Raw genomic sequence first — 17,115 nt, 5'->3', positions numbered from 1 at the left:
GAATAATGAGCTGGCGATGACTTACTCTCACATGGGTAACCCCACACTACCATCAGCGCTAAGAGGTTTCACTTCTGAGTTCGGGAAGGGATCAGGTGGTTCACTCTTGCTATGGTCGCCAGCACAACTGGTATGGATACTTGCTTCGTTTTATTCACTGTGTGATACGTTGCGTTTTCCAAATCTTTACAGATGGGCTGATTGGTCTGATTTTTCGTTGTTCATTTTAGCTAAGTGTTTAACTAAATCAAGTTGCTTTGCATGTTTATGAATCGATTGATGCTTCATATACAACTGCTTGGGTGTTGTATAGTCAAGCCTCACGAGCAATTAGTATTGGTCAGCTTCACATATCACTATGCTTCCACATCCAACCTATCAACGTCCTAGTCTCGAACGGCTCTTTAGAGGAATAAATTCCTAGGGAAATCTTATCTTGAGGTAGGCTTCCCGCTTAGATGCTTTCAGCGGTTATCCCTTCCGAACATAGCTACCCGGCGATGCGACTGGCGTCACAACCGGTACACCAGAGGTTCGTCCACTCTGGTCCTCTCGTACTAGGAGCAGATCCTCTCAAATTTCCAGCGCCCACGGTAGATAGGGACCGAACTGTCTCACGACGTTCTAAACCCAGCTCGCGTACCTCTTTAAATGGCGAACAGCCATACCCTTGGGACCTGCTTCAGCCCCAGGATGAGATGAGCCGACATCGAGGTGCCAAACACCGCCGTCGATATGAACTCTTGGGCGGTATCAGCCTGTTATCCCCAGAGTACCTTTTATCCGTTGAGCGATGGCCCTTCCATACAGAACCACCGGATCACTAAGACCTACTTTCGTACCTGCTCGACTTGTGGGTCTCGCAGTTAAGCGCGCTTTTGCCTTTATACTCTACGCGTGATTTCCGACCACGCTGAGCGCACCTTCGTACTCCTCCGTTACTCTTTAGGAGGAGACCGCCCCAGTCAAACTACCCACCAGACACGGTCCTCGTCCCGGATAACGGGACAGAGTTAGAACCTCAACATTACCAGGGTGGTATTTCAAGGACGGCTCCATTGGAACTAGCGTTCCAACTTCAAAGCCTCCCACCTATCCTACACAAGTAAGGTCAAAGTTCAGTGTCAAGCTGCAGTAAAGGTTCACGGGGTCTTTCCGTCTAGCCGCGGGTACACTGCATCTTCACAGCGATTTCGATTTCACTGAGCCTCTGCTGGAGACAGCGCCGCCATCATTATGCCATTCGTGCAGGTCGGAACTTACCCGACAAGGAATTTCGCTACCTTAGGACCGTTATAGTTACGGCCGCCGTTTACTGGGGCTTCGATCAAGAGCTTCGCTTACGCTAACCCCATCAATTAACCTTCCAGCACCGGGCAGGCATCACACCCTATACGTCCACTTTCGTGTTTGCAGAGTGCTATGTTTTTAATAAACAGTTGCAGCGGCCTGGTTTCTGCGGCTGTCGTCAGCTCAGGAAGCAAGTTCCATCACCAACAACAGCGTACCTTCTCCCGAAGTTACGGTACCATTTTGCCTAGTTCCTTCAGCAGAGTTCTCTCAAGCGCCTTGGTCTACTCGACCTGACCACCTGTGTCGGTTTCGGGTACGATTCCTGTGTAACTGAAGCTTAGAGACTTTTCCTGGAAGCATGGTATCAGCCACTTCACTGTACAAGTACAGCTTGCTATCGGATCTCAGTATAGAGTACCCCGGATTTGCCTAAGATACATACCTACATCCTTCCACCTGGACAACCAACGCCAGGCTGACTTAACCTTCTCCGTCCTCTCATCGCATTACACAGAAGTATTGGAATATTAACCAATTTCCCATCGACTACGCCTTTCGGCCTCGCCTTAGGGGTCGACTCACCCAGCCCCGATTAACGTTGGACTGGAACCCTTGGTCTTTCGGCGAACGGGTTTTTCACCCGTTTTGTCGTTACTCACGTCAGCATTCGCACTTCTGATACCTCCAGCATACTTCTCAATACACCTTCATCGGCTTACAGAACGCTCCCCTACCACTTGACTAATGTCAAATCCGCAGCTTCGGCACATAGTTTTAGCCCCGTTACATCTTCCGCGCAGGCCGACTCGACTAGTGAGCTATTACGCTTTCTTTAAAGGGTGGCTGCTTCTAAGCCAACCTCCTAGCTGTCTATGCCTTCCCACATCGTTTCCCACTTAACTATGATTTTGGGGCCTTAGCTGGCGGTCTGGATTGTTTTCCTCTTGACTACGGACGTTAGCACCCGCAGTCTGTCTCCCGGATAGTACTCATAGGTATTCGGAGTTTGCATCGGTTTGGTAAGTCGGGATGACCCCCTAGCCGAAACAGTGCTCTACCCCCTATGGTATTCGTCCGAGGCGCTACCTAAATAGCTTTCGGGGAGAACCAGCTATCACCAGGCTTGATTAGCCTTTCACCCCTATCCACAAGTCATCCCCTGGCTTTTCAACGACAGTGGGTTCGGTCCTCCAGTTAGTGTTACCCAACCTTCAACCTGCTCATGGATAGATCGCCTGGTTTCGGGTCTATACCCAGCAACTAAACGCCCTATTAAGACTCGATTTCTCTACGGCTCCCCTATACGGTTAACCTCGCTACTGAATATAAGTCGCTGACCCATTATACAAAAGGTACGCAGTCACACCACGAAGGTGCTCCCACTGCTTGTATGCATGCGGTTTCAGGATCTATTTCACTCCCCTCACAGGGGTTCTTTTCGCCTTTCCCTCACGGTACTGGTTCACTATCGGTCAGTCAGGAGTATTTAGCCTTGGAGGATGGTCCCCCCATATTCAGACAAGGTTTCACGTGCCTCGCCCTACTCGTCATCATTATGTGTGCCCTTTCGTGTACGGGAATATCACCCTCTACGTTCGCACTTCCCAGAGCGTTCCACTAAAACACACATAACTTAATGGGCTGATCCCCGTTCGCTCGCCGCTACTGAGGGAATCTCAATTGATTTCTTTTCCTAAGGGTACTGAGATGTTTCACTTCCCCTCGTTCGCCTTGCAACACTATGTATTCATGTTGCAATACCTACCTTAAAGTAGGTGGGTTCCCCCATTCAGAAATCTCCGGATCAAAGGATATTTGCCGCCTCCCCGGAGCTTTTCGCAGGCTATCACGTCTTTCATCGCCTCTGACTGCCAAGGCATCCACCACATGCACTTAATTACTTGACTATACAACCCCAAACAGTCGTCAACACCTACAAGTGAGTGTTGTCCGTGCGATTCTTCATCGCTACTATCTGTTGTCTGTGTACTTAAACACTGTACAGCTTCAATCTAAATTCATATACCAAAACGCTTGATTCAGTTAATTTGCTAGTTCTCAATTCATCTAGATTAATTGCTTAACCTAAACTCTTGAGTGAACAATTTATTTCAGACTCAATTTTGCCAATCTGTTAATGAATAAACATGCCTTCGTCAGGTCATGCTTAATACCGTGATACTTAAATCACAGAAGTTAATAAACCAAGACCGAAATCTCTATTTACTAATTTCTGTAATCCGAACTTCTCTTAAGTTCTGGTGGAGACTAGGAGAGTCGAACTCCTGACCTCCTGCGTGCAAAGCAGGCGCTCTACCAACTAAGCTAAGTCCCCAGCTTACATCATCAGTCATGTATCTTTTATCTATAACTTCAACCAGTCAAAGTCATGGTGGGTCTGACAAGACTTGAACTTGTGACCCCACGCTTATCAAGCGTGTGCTCTAACCAACTGAGCTACAGACCCTCAGATACATCTATGAAGAACAACTTGTTGTGGATTCTTACCAATCGTCAATCTTTCGTTAAGGAGGTGATCCAGCCGCAGGTTCCCCTACGGCTACCTTGTTACGACTTCACCCCAGTCATCGGCCACACCGTGGTAACCGCCCTCTTTGCAGTTAGGCTAGCTACTTCTGGTGCAACAAACTCCCATGGTGTGACGGGCGGTGTGTACAAGGCCCGGGAACGTATTCACCGCGGCATTCTGATCCGCGATTACTAGCGATTCCGACTTCATGGAGTCGAGTTGCAGACTCCAATCCGGACTACGATCGGCTTTTTGAGATTAGCATCCTATCGCTAGGTAGCAACCCTTTGTACCGACCATTGTAGCACGTGTGTAGCCCTGGCCGTAAGGGCCATGATGACTTGACGTCGTCCCCGCCTTCCTCCAGTTTGTCACTGGCAGTATCCTTAAAGTTCCCGACATTACTCGCTGGCAAATAAGGAAAAGGGTTGCGCTCGTTGCGGGACTTAACCCAACATCTCACGACACGAGCTGACGACAGCCATGCAGCACCTGTATGTAAGTTCCCGAAGGCACCAATCCATCTCTGGAAAGTTCTTACTATGTCAAGGCCAGGTAAGGTTCTTCGCGTTGCATCGAATTAAACCACATGCTCCACCGCTTGTGCGGGCCCCCGTCAATTCATTTGAGTTTTAGTCTTGCGACCGTACTCCCCAGGCGGTCTACTTATCGCGTTAGCTGCGCCACTAAAGCCTCAAAGGCCCCAACGGCTAGTAGACATCGTTTACGGCATGGACTACCAGGGTATCTAATCCTGTTTGCTCCCCATGCTTTCGCACCTCAGCGTCAGTGTTAGGCCAGATGGCTGCCTTCGCCATCGGTATTCCTCCAGATCTCTACGCATTTCACCGCTACACCTGGAATTCTACCATCCTCTCCCACACTCTAGCTAACCAGTATCGAATGCAATTCCCAAGTTAAGCTCGGGGATTTCACATTTGACTTAATTAGCCGCCTACGCGCGCTTTACGCCCAGTAAATCCGATTAACGCTTGCACCCTCTGTATTACCGCGGCTGCTGGCACAGAGTTAGCCGGTGCTTATTCTGCGAGTAACGTCCACTATCTCTAGGTATTAACTAAAGTAGCCTCCTCCTCGCTTAAAGTGCTTTACAACCATAAGGCCTTCTTCACACACGCGGCATGGCTGGATCAGGCTTGCGCCCATTGTCCAATATTCCCCACTGCTGCCTCCCGTAGGAGTCTGGGCCGTGTCTCAGTCCCAGTGTGGCGGATCATCCTCTCAGACCCGCTACAGATCGTCGCCTTGGTAGGCCTTTACCCCACCAACTAGCTAATCCGACTTAGGCTCATCTATTAGCGCAAGGTCCGAAGATCCCCTGCTTTCTCCCGTAGGACGTATGCGGTATTAGCATTCCTTTCGAAATGTTGTCCCCCACTAATAGGCAGATTCCTAAGCATTACTCACCCGTCCGCCGCTAAGATCAGTAGCAAGCTACCTCTCTCCGCTCGACTTGCATGTGTTAAGCCTGCCGCCAGCGTTCAATCTGAGCCATGATCAAACTCTTCAGTTAAAATCATTTTGCACCTTATTAAAGACAAGGTGCCAATTCTGGCTCATCAATTACTGACTTAAATTTCGCTCAAATAAACTTCGAGTAATTTAAACCAATCAATCAATGAAAATTATTTCGATTAATCAATCAGTAAAAATCCACACAAGTTGTTCTTCAATTCTCTTAATGATTTTTCTGCTCTTCGTCAGAGACAGAATTCAACGCAATACTAAGCTTTCACCTTAACCCTGTAAGCTAAGATATTCTCGTGTATCGCGTCGGGATGAGTGCATTATAGGGAAAAAAAACTGGTACGCAAGCACTTTTATAAATATGCACGTTCGACCGGTTCTTTTTCAGCCAAAAAAAATCTCAAAAATAAACAAATATATGATTTATATGGTTAATTTATTTTTGAAGAGTTTTAAACTTTATATCTACTATCTTTATAGCCTGTTTTGGTACGTTTTGATGCATGCCATAGTTTGATGTAGGGACCTGAACAATACGGTCAACCACATCCATTCCTTTAATTACTTTTCCAAAAACTGCGTAACCCGCATTACCCGCAGAACGATTTAAAAAATTATTATCTGCAACGTTTATGAAAAACTGACTAGTAGCTGAGTTAGGATTTGCAGTACGAGCCATAGCCAACGTTCCGCGTGTGTTAGCAATTCCATTTCCAGCTTCATTTTTGATAGGTGCTCGCGTAGTCTTTTCCTGCATATTTGCAGTAAGTCCACCGCCCTGCACCATAAAACCAGGAATTACGCGGTGAAATATCGTATCTTTATAAAAGCCTGACTTTATATAGTCTTTAAAATTCTTCACACTGTTTGGTGCTTTATCATCATAAAGTTGTATTTCAATATTGCCTAAATTTGTTTGCATTTCAACTAAAGTGTCAGCCCAGACTGAATGGCTGCTTATACCCAAACAACATAACATTAATAATTTTTTCATATCTTCCTACAATAAAATGCAAAACTTAATGAAGGATAAATTTAATCATCTATATAAAAGAATTCTAGTGAGTATTTATTATCTTTTATTTAGTACTTTATATTTTAGATTTGAGTATTAGTCCACGTTCCACGTGAAACATGGACTAAACTTTTATTTAACTATTTTTATCCCAGAACTTTCTGAAGTTCTTACTGATCTCGATAGTATATCTTTTTGCCTTTTTAGAAATAGGTGTCAAATTTATAAAACCATGGGTTTGATCTGGATATTCTTCATAATGCATTTTGACGCCATTTTGTCTTAGCTTATAGCTATAAATTTTTGCTTCGTCATGCAGTACGTCATGACCAGCCGTAATCACGAAAGCTGGCGGGTTCTTTTTCAAATTACCATAGGTTGGAGAAATAATCGGATCGTCTAATTCTACATTATGCTGAGTTGCATAATATTGAGTGACATAATTAATATCGCTATCCGTCAAAACTAATCCTTCGTTATAAGCATAAAAAGAAGGATGTCGGCTTTTAAAATCAACTGTAGGGTAAATGAGAAGCTGTGCTTGTGGAGCATAAGGTTTGTTTACTGATCGTTGAGCCACAACCGTACTGATATTGCCGCCTGCACTATCTCCTGCTACAGCAATACGATTTTTTAATATTTTTAGTTGTCTGCGATTTTGATATACCCAAGCTAATGCATCTTCACATGATTGGATTAAATGTTGAGGTGAGACCTCAGGTGCAAGTGGATAATCAATACTGAGTACTTGTACTTTTGCATATTTTGCCAATATACGACAAACCTCATCATGAGTATCTAAACCACCCACAACGAACCCTCCCCCGTGATAAAAAACAATCAGAGGTAATTTTTTATTCGGTGACGGATGATAGTGTCTTGCGAAAACAGTTCCACTTTGAAGCGGCAAACGAATGTCTTCCACTGACTCAATTTCAGTTGATTTCTGGCGTATAGCCAACATTTGTGTATCAAACTGCCGTCTAGACTCAATAGGATCTGAACCAATGAAACCAATACGTCCCTGTTTAATTTGTACGGCCATCATACATTTAGTAAACGAATCGAGCTCCGGGTATTGGTAGGCATATCCAAGGATTTTGGCAAGTGATTCTTGAGCTAATCGAGGTAACTTATCAAGAGCTCGAGCAGCAGGCCCTTGGCCCTTATCTAGCAATGTTTGAATTTTTTGATTAAATGCTGTCATGCCTATCTCCATGAATTCCTCTTATCCTTCATATTTTCTACAGAATTCTTTGTTGTTTGACTATATTCGCATACAACTCATGTAATCAAGATACAAAGGTAAAAACCAATCTACGCTAATCTGATTTATAGCAAATGTCATTAACAAATCTGTCGTTTAAAACAGGACTTTTTTGCCAATTATTGTTAACAGACAAAAGGAGATTGTGCTATGTCAGCAAAACTAGTTGTTACTTTATTAGCAACCAGTCTTTTAACTGTAGGTTGTGTTGCTTATACAGATGATCCTTATTACCGCGGTGGTTATGGTTACCATGATCATGATGATGACCGCTATGATGGACGTCGCTATAGTGACTGGGAACGAAAACGTTGGGAAGAGCGTAAGAGAATATACGAACAACAACGTAAGGATGCTCGCGAACAGGATAGAAATCGTCGTGAGTGGGAAAAAAGACACCGTGAATGGGAGAAGAAAAGATTAGAAGATCGTGATCACAATCATAGAGATTATCATGATGATGACTAAAATCTATTGGAATATGGAAGCCCCAAAGAAAAAATCTCTTGGGGCTTTTTTGTTGAGAAATCCACATTCTCTTGACTATAGAATAATGAGTAGCAGCTCATTTCATATATAAATCGGCATCTTGAATATATGTACTCTATAATCTTTTAACTGTTCTTATCGCTAAGAATTACTGAGCAGTTGCAGAACCTGAAACAGAACCAGAAGCACCAGCATCAACTTGACCTGGTTGTGCTTGACCAGAAACACCAGCATCTACACCAACACCAGCTTGTACGCCAGATGGGCTAGCGCTAGTTTGAGCTGAACCTGATGCATTTAAGCCAGCTTCAGATGCACAACCAACAGCTGTAAAAGCAACACCAGCAAGTACTACAGAGATAAGACCTAATTTTTTCATAATCACTTTCCTTTCATTACGACAAACATTTAAATGCAAAGTTCATCTTCGCGCTGCCTATAATTCACAATTTTTTTTCTGGCGTGCGTATCATTGGTTGTCTTTTGTAGTAATAGAAGTACAAATTGTGCAATTTTTTATTAAAACCTCTTCCTTAGCCCCGCCTCTACCTTTTATATAGAAGCTATAACTTAAGCTTTTGTTTATTTTTATCAATTTCTAATTTTTATCTTAGCCTTTTACTCTCGTTAAAAATTTTCTCTTTATAGAAACGCTATATAAGATGCGTAGAATGTTACAGAGACTTTTTACTTGAAAATGTCTTATTTCATAAAAAAAGCCGGGGATGAACCACGGCTTTTTTAAAAAATTGATGGTGTTTCGATTTAAATTACGGCCATTGCATCTCACCTTTTACAACTTTTGCGCCTAGCTCTAGGCTATCCACACTCTTTAATGTTGGATATTGTTTCTGCATGAGCTGACTTAGCTCACTCGCATTTTTACTTACTTTAACCGCTTTTTCATAGCTCTTGAGATAGTCGATAGAAAAGTTAACCGCATCTAAACCTTCTGGAGCTCCCTCAACCATATGAGCTGGAACAACTGTTTGAGGTTGGAGTGATTTAATACTTTCTAAAGCTTGAATCACTTCATTGCGATCTTTAACTTTTGGTGTATCCGCCATCCATAAATGAATACCTGAAGATACTGGGATACCGCCTACAACAGCTTTCAAAGAAGGAATCCATAAATAAGTAAGTTCTTTCTTACCTTTGATCTCGATCGACTCATTCTCTAGTTTTAAAGTTTTAGCAGTATAAGCTTGAGGCACAATAATTTGGCTAGGCGCATTTGCACCCATTTGTGGACCCCAATACTTTACTTTAAGCACTTGAGTATCTTGGATATGTTTAACAGTTTCCGGTGTAGCGATGATTTGTACATTTGGGAAGTATTGTTTAAATACATCTAAGCCAAAGTAATAGTCCGGATCGCCATAACTTACGAAAATTGTCTTTAGTGTTTTACCGCTATCAAGAATATCAGCAGCAATACGTAATGCCTCAGATTTTGAGAATTGTGCATTCACCAACAGAACGTCTTTATCACCTTCAATTAAAGTAGAAGTCACGCCAAAATGTTCGGGTTTAGCCAGAAAACTTTGGATTTTCAAATCTTGCGCAAAAGCTGAGGAAGCTACCGTTAAAGCAGTCGCAGTTGCTAGGACTGAAGCAGTTAATTTAAAAAATTTCATTATGTATCTCCAATTTCATGAGAAATACTTTAAATTGCAATTCTTGTGAGGTAAATGCACTAAATTAAGATAAACTGTTGCATATATTGTAACAATGATAAAGCATATGGACACATTAAAAGCCATACAAGTCTTTGTTTCTATTGCTCAACATGGCAATTTAACCAAAGCTGCCGAACATCTAAATTATTCCCGTGCAATGGTTTCTCGCTATCTTGAGCACCTTGAGCACACCTTCTCAACTCGACTATTTCAAAGAAATACCCGAAAAATATCTCTCACCCCAGCAGGTGAAAAAGCCCTACTCTACTGTGAGAATATTTTACAACAACAGCAACTTTTACAAGAGTTAGCCGCACCAGAACAACATAACGGTACGATTCGCTTCACTTGTGGTTTATTTTTATTTCAATTAGGGGTTGGGGAATGTATCCGCCAATTTAAACAGCAACATCCGCATATTCAATTTGATGTATATCTTACTGAAAATACAATGGACTTAATTGATGCTCAGGTCGATTTAGCCTTACGTATAACGCAAAAAGTTGCAGATGGATTAATTGCACGACCTGTTTGTCAAATCGAGTCCGTTTTCTGCGCTCATCCTGATTATTTAAAGCAACACAGTCCCCTCTCCCATCCAAGGCAACTTATTCAACATGAATGTTTAGCTCACCATAGCCAACATCAATTTTGGACACTTTTTGATACTGAACAGCAACCTCAAAACTATCCTTTGAACGTCACCTTTAAAAGTAATGATGTAAATGCTGTTTATGACATGTGTTTACATGCTCAAGGTGTGGCAATGTTACCGACTTTATTAGTTAAAAAAGATTTAAAAGAAAAACGATTGGTTCCTTTATTTAAAAACTATTCGGCTCCTGAATTAAGTTTGTCGGTGGTATATGCTTCAAGACAACATTTACCCAAAATAACTCAGGAATTTATTGCTTTTATGATCGAAAATTTAGATTTTTACTTAAAACCGCAAAATTAAAAGTTTTAAATTGCCGTGTACGCTTGAATTTTTAGGCAATGCCCATACTTCATCCCTATTAATGAATTACAGCATATGCATGGCAGTTCAGGTTTTACCCAGTAAATGCTGATGCCAAAAGGACTGTACATGTTTAAAAACCCATTTAAACGGAGATCATCAATGGCTAATGAGCAAAATGAGCAAGCTCAAGACATTCAACACGAGCAAGCAGAGCAATCTAATGAGCAAACTCAGGCTGAAGGTGTAGAGCAAGCAAACGACGTTACCGTTGAATCTTTACAAGCGCAAATCATCAAATTAGAAGAAAGCCTAAAACTTGAAAAAGCACGTACTGCAAATGCAGTTTACGAAGCACAAAAAAGTGTAGAGCGTATTCAACGTGAGTCTGACAAGCATAAAGAGACTGTGCTTGAAAAATTTGCAAAAGAATTACTAGATTCTGTTGATAATTTAGAGCGTGCAATTCAAGCGGCTGGTGATGAAGAAACGCCAGTACTTGAAGGTATTAAACTGACCTTGAAGTCGCTGTTAACCACACTTGAAAAATTTGGTGTTGTAGAAGCTGATACAAAAAATGGCTTCAATGCAGATTTACATCAAGCTGTCGGTATTGACCCAAATGCTAAAGCGAATGAAATCGGTAGCGTTTTACAAAAGGGCTATACATTAAATGGTCGCTTATTGCGCCCTGCTATGGTTATGGTTGGTCAATAAATAATTTTTTGAGAGTTTTTAGATTTTTTTTCGCTAAAACGCTTGAAAAAAATAGATTCACTCTCATATCGGATAACAAGCAAAAACATTGCAAAAGAATTTTTGAGGAAAACGTCACATGGCAAAAATTATTGGTATTGACTTAGGTACTACCAACTCATGCGTTGCTGTACTTGAAGGCGATAAAGTAAAAGTAATCGAAAACGCTGAAGGCGCACGTACAACTCCATCGATCATTGCTTATAAAGATGGCGAGATCTTAGTAGGTCAAAGTGCTAAGCGTCAGGCAGTAACTAACCCGAAAAATACATTATTCGCTATCAAGCGTTTAATTGGTCGTCGTTATGAAGATCAAGCGGTACAAAAAGATATCGGTCTTGTACCTTATAAAATCATCAAAGCAGACAATGGCGATGCTTGGGTTGAAGTAAACGATAAAAAATTAGCGCCTCAACAGGTTTCTGCTGAAATCTTGAAAAAGATGAAGAAAACTGCAGAAGACTATTTAGGTGAAACAGTTACTGAAGCAGTTATTACTGTTCCTGCTTACTTTAACGATGCTCAACGTCAAGCAACTAAAGATGCGGGTAAAATCGCTGGGTTAGACGTTAAACGTATCATTAACGAACCAACTGCTGCTGCACTTGCGTTCGGTATGGACAAAAAAGAAGGCGACCGTAAAGTTGCAGTTTACGACTTAGGTGGTGGTACTTTTGACGTATCAATCATTGAAATCGCAGACCTTGATGGCGACCAACAAATCGAAGTGTTATCAACAAACGGTGATACTTTCCTTGGTGGTGAAGACTTTGATAACGCCTTAATTGAATTCTTAGTTGAAGAATTTAAGAAAGAACAAAGTGTGAACTTGAAAAATGATCCACTTGCGTTACAACGTTTGAAAGAAGCTGCTGAAAAAGCAAAAATCGAGCTTTCTTCATCAAATGCAACTGAAATCAACCTTCCATACATCACTGCAGATGCAACTGGTCCTAAACACTTAGTGATCAATGTAACACGTGCGAAACTTGAAGGTTTAGTTGCTGATTTAGTTGCTCGCACTATTGAGCCTTGTAAAATCGCACTTAAAGATGCTGGTCTTTCGACTTCAGACATCTCTGACGTGATCTTGGTTGGTGGTCAGTCTCGTATGCCACTTGTACAACAAAAAGTACAAGAATTCTTTGGTAAAGAGCCACGTAAAGACGTGAACCCTGACGAAGCAGTTGCAATCGGTGCTGCGATTCAAGGTGCGGTATTGTCTGGTGACAAAACTGACGTTCTTTTATTAGACGTAACACCATTAACTTTAGGTATTGAAACAATGGGTGGTGTATTAACACCAATCATTGAGAAAAACACGACGATTCCTGCGAAGAAATCACAAGTGTTCTCTACTGCTGCTGACAACCAGCCTGCTGTAGACATTTCTGTTTACCAAGGTGAACGTAAGATGGCTCAACAAAACAAATTGTTGGGTAACTTCCAATTAGGTGACATTCCACCTGCTCCACGTGGTGTGCCACAAATTGAAGTATCTTTCGACATCAATGCTGATGGTATCTTGAAAGTATCTGCTAAAGATAAGAGCACTGGTAAAGAGCAATCGATCCAGATTAAAGCGAACTCAGGTTTGTCTGATGCTGAAATCGAAGCAATGATTAAAGATGCTGAAGCGAATGCTGAAGAAGATCGTAAGTTTGAAGAACTTGCAAAAGCTCGTAACGAAGCTGATGCATTAATTTCAAGCTCGAACAAAGCTGTTAAAGATCTTGGTGATAAAATTACTGAAGATGAAAAAACAGCTGTAAGCACTGCTGTTTCTGAACTTGAAGCAGCAACAAAAGAAAATGATGTAGAAGATATCAAAGCGAAAACTGAAGCTTTACAAAACATCTTGATGCCTATCACTCAACGTGCTTATGAACAAGCGCAACAAGCTGGTGGTGCTGAAGGCTTTGATCCAAATGCATTCCAAGGTGGTGATGCGGGTCAACAAAAAGCAGATGATGGTGTTGTAGACGCTGAGTTCACTGAAGTTAAAGATGACAAAAAATAATTTGTTTCTTTAATAAAAAACCGCGCTTAGGCGCGGTTTTTTTAAGATAAATCCTGTTATTCTCAAGTATTGGATTTTTAAATTTTGCCTCAGATGATGAAATCGTACTCCATGCTGAATGAGATGCTTCAAGTAAGTATTTTCGGCGTGTAACTTCCTTCACATTTTATTTATCGGTAATCATTTTATTTCAGTATCTTAACTACTGCAGCTGTATACATTGTTGACAAGTAATTGCTAGGATTATGTACATTCAACTTTAGTCAATCAGACTATATCAATTTGATACAGATAGAATATTATATATAATCTAAAACATTAAAATATCACGCTATAAAAAATGAAAATCGAACCAATTATCACAAAAACCAAATTTAGATTAATGCTTATTTTTTCTCTACTCTTCGCCATTTTTAGTGCAACATTTGATGCCTATGATGAAACGTTTATCTCAATCAATGAGACGTTATCAATAGATCCCCAAAACTGGGAATTAGCCATTACTTGTCTTCTTTCAATTATTTTTTTGATCATATTCATTGGTTTGCTTCTATTCAAAGAATGGGCGAGGAAACTATATATTTATACTTTTTTCCCAATTTTACTCATTTATTTATTACCGAGTTACTATTGGACATTAATGTCTGGTCTAAGTGCTATTTTTTATGAGCTAGGCAATATTCTCTCTACACTAATTTGGGGCATTTTAGTTGTACCTAGCCTCTACCAACCTTTATTTAAAAAAGACGCTGAGTTCACTGAAGTTAAAGATGACAAAAAATAATTTGTTTCTTTAATAAAAAACCGCGCTTAGGCGCGGTTTTTTATTGTTTACAAAAAGTAACAATAAGTTTTTTAATAATATTATTCAAAAATTTCTGTCAGAAAGATCAATGATAAAAACTAAATATTTAATTTTAAATAATATTTTTTTGTTAAAAAACCACTGTTATTTACTACATTAATTATTTGATTATTGCCAAGTCTGAGAACATCTTTTTTAATTTTTCGACCAATATCACAAACCTCACCTAATCTATTGAGATTTTTATCGTTTTGACGAATTAAATTAAGTAGCTAACAATAAGATTTATTTATATTTTTTATTTTGCCATGAAAAAATTTCTATGGTGGGGATTGAGCTTATGCTTATGCATGGGCTTACAAACAACACTTTTTGCTCAAAGCAATCTGCCAATTAATTCATCTCATCAGCCTTTAAAATACCGAATTGCTTTTATTGATCAACGATTTCAACTTACTAAAGAACAATTAGTCGAGGTAAGTCAGCAAGCTGCTGAAATCTGGCAAAAAGAAACTGGGAAGACCTATTTCATTTATGATTCACAGGCTCAATTGTCAATTAACTTAATCTATGATGATCATCAAATGCTTAAAGATGAACAACAAAACAATTTGGATGCACTTTTGCAAAAGCAGGAAGCTTGGCGCATTAAAAATGAAGAAATTGTTCTAAACAAACAGCAAGTTGCTCAACTATCAAGTGATTTAAACAAGAAAAAGGCCAATCTAAAATCGGAGTTTGAACAATATCAACAAGATGTAACGCGCTTTAATCAAGGAGAACAGCAGTACTCTAGTGCCAATAATTTAAAAGAATGGCAAAAACAACTAAAGCAAAAATCGGAAGATTTACAAAATGAATCCAACACTCTAAATCTTAAGATTCAATCACTTAACTTAAAAATTAAAGAGATAAATCGAGAGCAAAGTGATTTAAGCGCTTTAAAAACACAATTCAAACTAGAGCAGCAAACTAGTATTCAACCCTTCCATAAAGGTTTATTCAGTCAAAACCAAATCCAGATTTACGGCTATGCTTCTTTAAATGACTTACGTTTGACCCTTGCTCATGAGTTCGGCCATGCATTAGGCCTAAAACATACTACTGACCCTAAATCCTTAATGTATCCACGGTTAAAAGAGCAAGATATTCATAACTTTAAATTAACAGATTCAGATTTAGATTTATTAGGTTCAATTTATAGACCAAATTAAGGAAAAATCGTTAAAGTTAAATGATTAAAAAAACTAAATAAAAAGGAATATATTAAATTTTTTCTAAAAAATAATTTGGCATTTGTTAAAAAATAATGAGACTAAAGTCTCATTTATTTTCCTGATTTGTACATTTTTTGATTGATTTTTCATTTTATATTCTTATAATACGTTTTTTTTAAAATCTCCCCCTTCGATTATGCGTTTAACATCTTTGTTATTAGGCGTAGCCTTTGCTTTTTCTAATTTTCAGGCTAATGCTAATCTTGCAACTCCAGCTCATACTCAAATCCAGCAAAAAGCAGGTCAACATTTGACTTACAAAATTGCTGATATTGATCCACGTTTTGGTTTAAGCCAAGACCAATTAATTCAAATTAGTCAACAAGCTGCGGACATTTGGAAACAAGGTACTGGACAGGATTATTTTACTTATGATCCAAATGCAAAGTTAGAAATTCGTTTAGTTTACGATAATAGTCAAAGCCGTTCTGAACAGCGTCAAAAAATCGCAGCTCAGTTCCAACAAGAACAGCAACGTGTAATTGATGAACAGCAACAAATTAAGCAATTGAAGCAAACCCTTGGTCAAACTCAGTCTGAGCTTGAAAATAAGAAGCAGATTTTGAATGGCAAATTGAAAAATCTTGACCAACTAATGATGGAGCTTAACCAAGGCAAATTAGCACCTGAATACAGCGCTAAATCTTTGGCTAAAACTCAGAAAGATTTGCAAAAACAAACTGTTGCTTTAAAGAAAGAAATTGCTGCATATAATCAGCAAGCTAAAGACTTAAATGTCAAAGTGACTCATTTTAATCAGATTAATAATGAGTTTAATAATTCATTGAACCAATTTAAGCAAAATGCTCAAGCGGATGTCTTTAAGAAAGGTATCTACAACGGCAAACAAATTGTGATTTATGAGTTTAAGTCTATTGATGATTTACGTTTAACGATTGCTCATGAGTTAGGTCATGCGCTGGGTTTAAAACATAGCGATCAACCAAATGCATTGATGTACTCAGTACGTAAAGATGGTGACAAAAAAATCACTGGACTTACGGATGCTGACCGTGATCTATTAAGTGCTTTACCTCAATAATTAAGAGCTTGATATAAAATGATGTATCTATTTCTATGTAGATACATCGAAATTGATATCAAAGTCATGTTATTGTGGTCATAAGAGCTAACGAAAATAGAATGGAGATCAAGATGAGTTATTATCATATCCTGATTGAAGTAAATGATCATATCAGCACGATTGAACAAACTCGCGATATTGAACTGTTTGATATTATTGAAATTAAACCGTATCTTCATTCTATTCTAATTCCCTTTTTCAATGAGCATGAAATCGAGCTTGAGGATGAAAATATCGAATATAAAGATATTCTCCATCTTGAAGTAAAACAGACTCTGTTACCGATTGAACATTTAATTGAAGAAGAGCAAAAGCAATTACCAAGTGATACTGATGTCACGATCACTGCGTATGAAATCTTTAATGATCGTGATTTAAGCCAAGATGTTACGTCAGTTATTTTTGATATTTTGGAAGCAGTTAAATTAGAGTAATCATCTTATATAAGTATCTA

Annotated in this window: 11 protein-coding genes, 2 tRNA genes, 3 rRNA genes and 1 pseudogene; 8 read left to right on the top strand and 9 right to left on the bottom strand. The window is 39.7% G+C overall.

Translation table 11 applies throughout. From position 1 onward, the window contains the following. Window positions 1-8 precede the first annotated feature (8 nt). From rrf to J690_RS21490, 7 genes are all read right to left on the bottom strand, one after another. A 5S ribosomal RNA gene (gene rrf, locus J690_RS21520) occupies window positions 9-123 on the bottom strand. 186 nt (window positions 124-309) lie between these two features. Next, window positions 310-3,200, bottom strand: a 23S ribosomal RNA gene (locus J690_RS21515). Window positions 3,201-3,552: 352 nt separating this feature from the next. Then, a tRNA-Ala gene (locus tag J690_RS21510) sits at window positions 3,553-3,628 on the bottom strand. A gap of 55 nt (window positions 3,629-3,683) precedes the next feature. After that, window positions 3,684-3,760: transfer RNA gene (locus J690_RS21505), tRNA-Ile, on the bottom strand. Between the two features lie 59 nt (window positions 3,761-3,819). Further along, a 16S ribosomal RNA gene (locus tag J690_RS21500) occupies window positions 3,820-5,357 on the bottom strand. Together the 16S, 23S and 5S rRNA genes with 2 tRNA genes alongside form the textbook arrangement of a ribosomal RNA operon. 390 nt (window positions 5,358-5,747) lie before the next feature. Further along, on the bottom strand, window positions 5,748-6,305 hold the full coding sequence (locus tag J690_RS21495; protein ID WP_032038292.1) for a peptidylprolyl isomerase: 558 nt from the start codon (window positions 6,303-6,305) through the stop codon (window positions 5,748-5,750). 157 nt (window positions 6,306-6,462) lie between these two features. After that, window positions 6,463-7,533 (bottom strand): alpha/beta hydrolase, encoded by a 1,071-nt coding sequence (locus tag J690_RS21490; protein WP_032038289.1) that lies wholly within the window; start codon window positions 7,531-7,533, stop codon window positions 6,463-6,465. 210 nt (window positions 7,534-7,743) lie between these two features. Here J690_RS21490 and J690_RS21485 point away from each other — a divergent pair, with 210 nt between their 5' ends. Further along, window positions 7,744-8,061: a splicing factor U2AF large subunit gene (locus tag J690_RS21485; RefSeq protein WP_032006006.1), complete on the top strand. Its 318-nt coding sequence runs from the start codon at window positions 7,744-7,746 to the stop codon at window positions 8,059-8,061. Between the two features lie 169 nt (window positions 8,062-8,230). Here the strand turns inward: J690_RS21485 and J690_RS21480 are convergent, their stop codons facing one another. Next, a complete protein-coding gene (locus J690_RS21480; protein WP_000733015.1) occupies window positions 8,231-8,461 on the bottom strand; it encodes a hypothetical protein in 231 nt (76 codons plus the stop codon). A 391-nt stretch (window positions 8,462-8,852) separates the two neighbouring features. Continuing rightward, complete coding sequence (locus J690_RS21475; RefSeq protein ID WP_032038286.1) at window positions 8,853-9,719, bottom strand: MBL fold metallo-hydrolase; 867 nt, start codon at window positions 9,717-9,719, stop codon at window positions 8,853-8,855. Between the two features lie 106 nt (window positions 9,720-9,825). Between J690_RS21475 and J690_RS21470 the strand changes: the two genes are divergently transcribed. The 7 genes and pseudogenes from J690_RS21470 to J690_RS21440 all read left to right on the top strand — a co-directional run bounded on the left by J690_RS21470 (window position 9,826) and on the right by J690_RS21440 (window position 17,095). Beyond that, a complete protein-coding gene (locus tag J690_RS21470; RefSeq protein ID WP_032038284.1) occupies window positions 9,826-10,719 on the top strand; it encodes a LysR family transcriptional regulator in 894 nt (297 codons plus the stop codon). Between the two features lie 162 nt (window positions 10,720-10,881). Then, window positions 10,882-11,436 (top strand): nucleotide exchange factor GrpE, encoded by a 555-nt coding sequence (gene grpE / locus J690_RS21465; RefSeq protein WP_032038281.1) that lies wholly within the window; start codon window positions 10,882-10,884, stop codon window positions 11,434-11,436. A gap of 118 nt (window positions 11,437-11,554) precedes the next feature. Continuing rightward, window positions 11,555-13,495, top strand: coding sequence for a molecular chaperone DnaK (gene dnaK / locus J690_RS21460; RefSeq protein ID WP_017386231.1), 1,941 nt, complete (start codon window positions 11,555-11,557; stop codon window positions 13,493-13,495). Between the two features lie 340 nt (window positions 13,496-13,835). Further along, entirely contained in the window at window positions 13,836-14,279 is a 444-nt protein-coding gene (locus tag J690_RS21455) for a hypothetical protein (RefSeq protein WP_005037720.1), read from the top strand. A 329-nt stretch (window positions 14,280-14,608) separates the two neighbouring features. Continuing rightward, complete coding sequence (locus J690_RS21450) at window positions 14,609-15,514, top strand: matrixin family metalloprotease (RefSeq protein WP_032038278.1); 906 nt, start codon at window positions 14,609-14,611, stop codon at window positions 15,512-15,514. Between the two features lie 137 nt (window positions 15,515-15,651). Further along, window positions 15,652-16,619 (top strand): annotated as a pseudogene (locus tag J690_RS21445) (M57 family metalloprotease). Window positions 16,620-16,720: 101 nt separating this feature from the next. Beyond that, window positions 16,721-17,095, top strand: a complete 375-nt coding sequence (locus J690_RS21440) for a hypothetical protein (RefSeq protein WP_014207668.1) — start codon at window positions 16,721-16,723, stop codon at window positions 17,093-17,095. Window positions 17,096-17,115: the final 20 nt, after the last annotated feature.

Origin of the sequence: Acinetobacter sp. 742879, assembly GCF_000588535.1 — a bacterium.
GTDB lineage: Bacteria > Pseudomonadota > Gammaproteobacteria > Pseudomonadales > Moraxellaceae > Acinetobacter > Acinetobacter pittii.
This window is presented reverse-complemented; position numbering and strand designations above follow the sequence as displayed.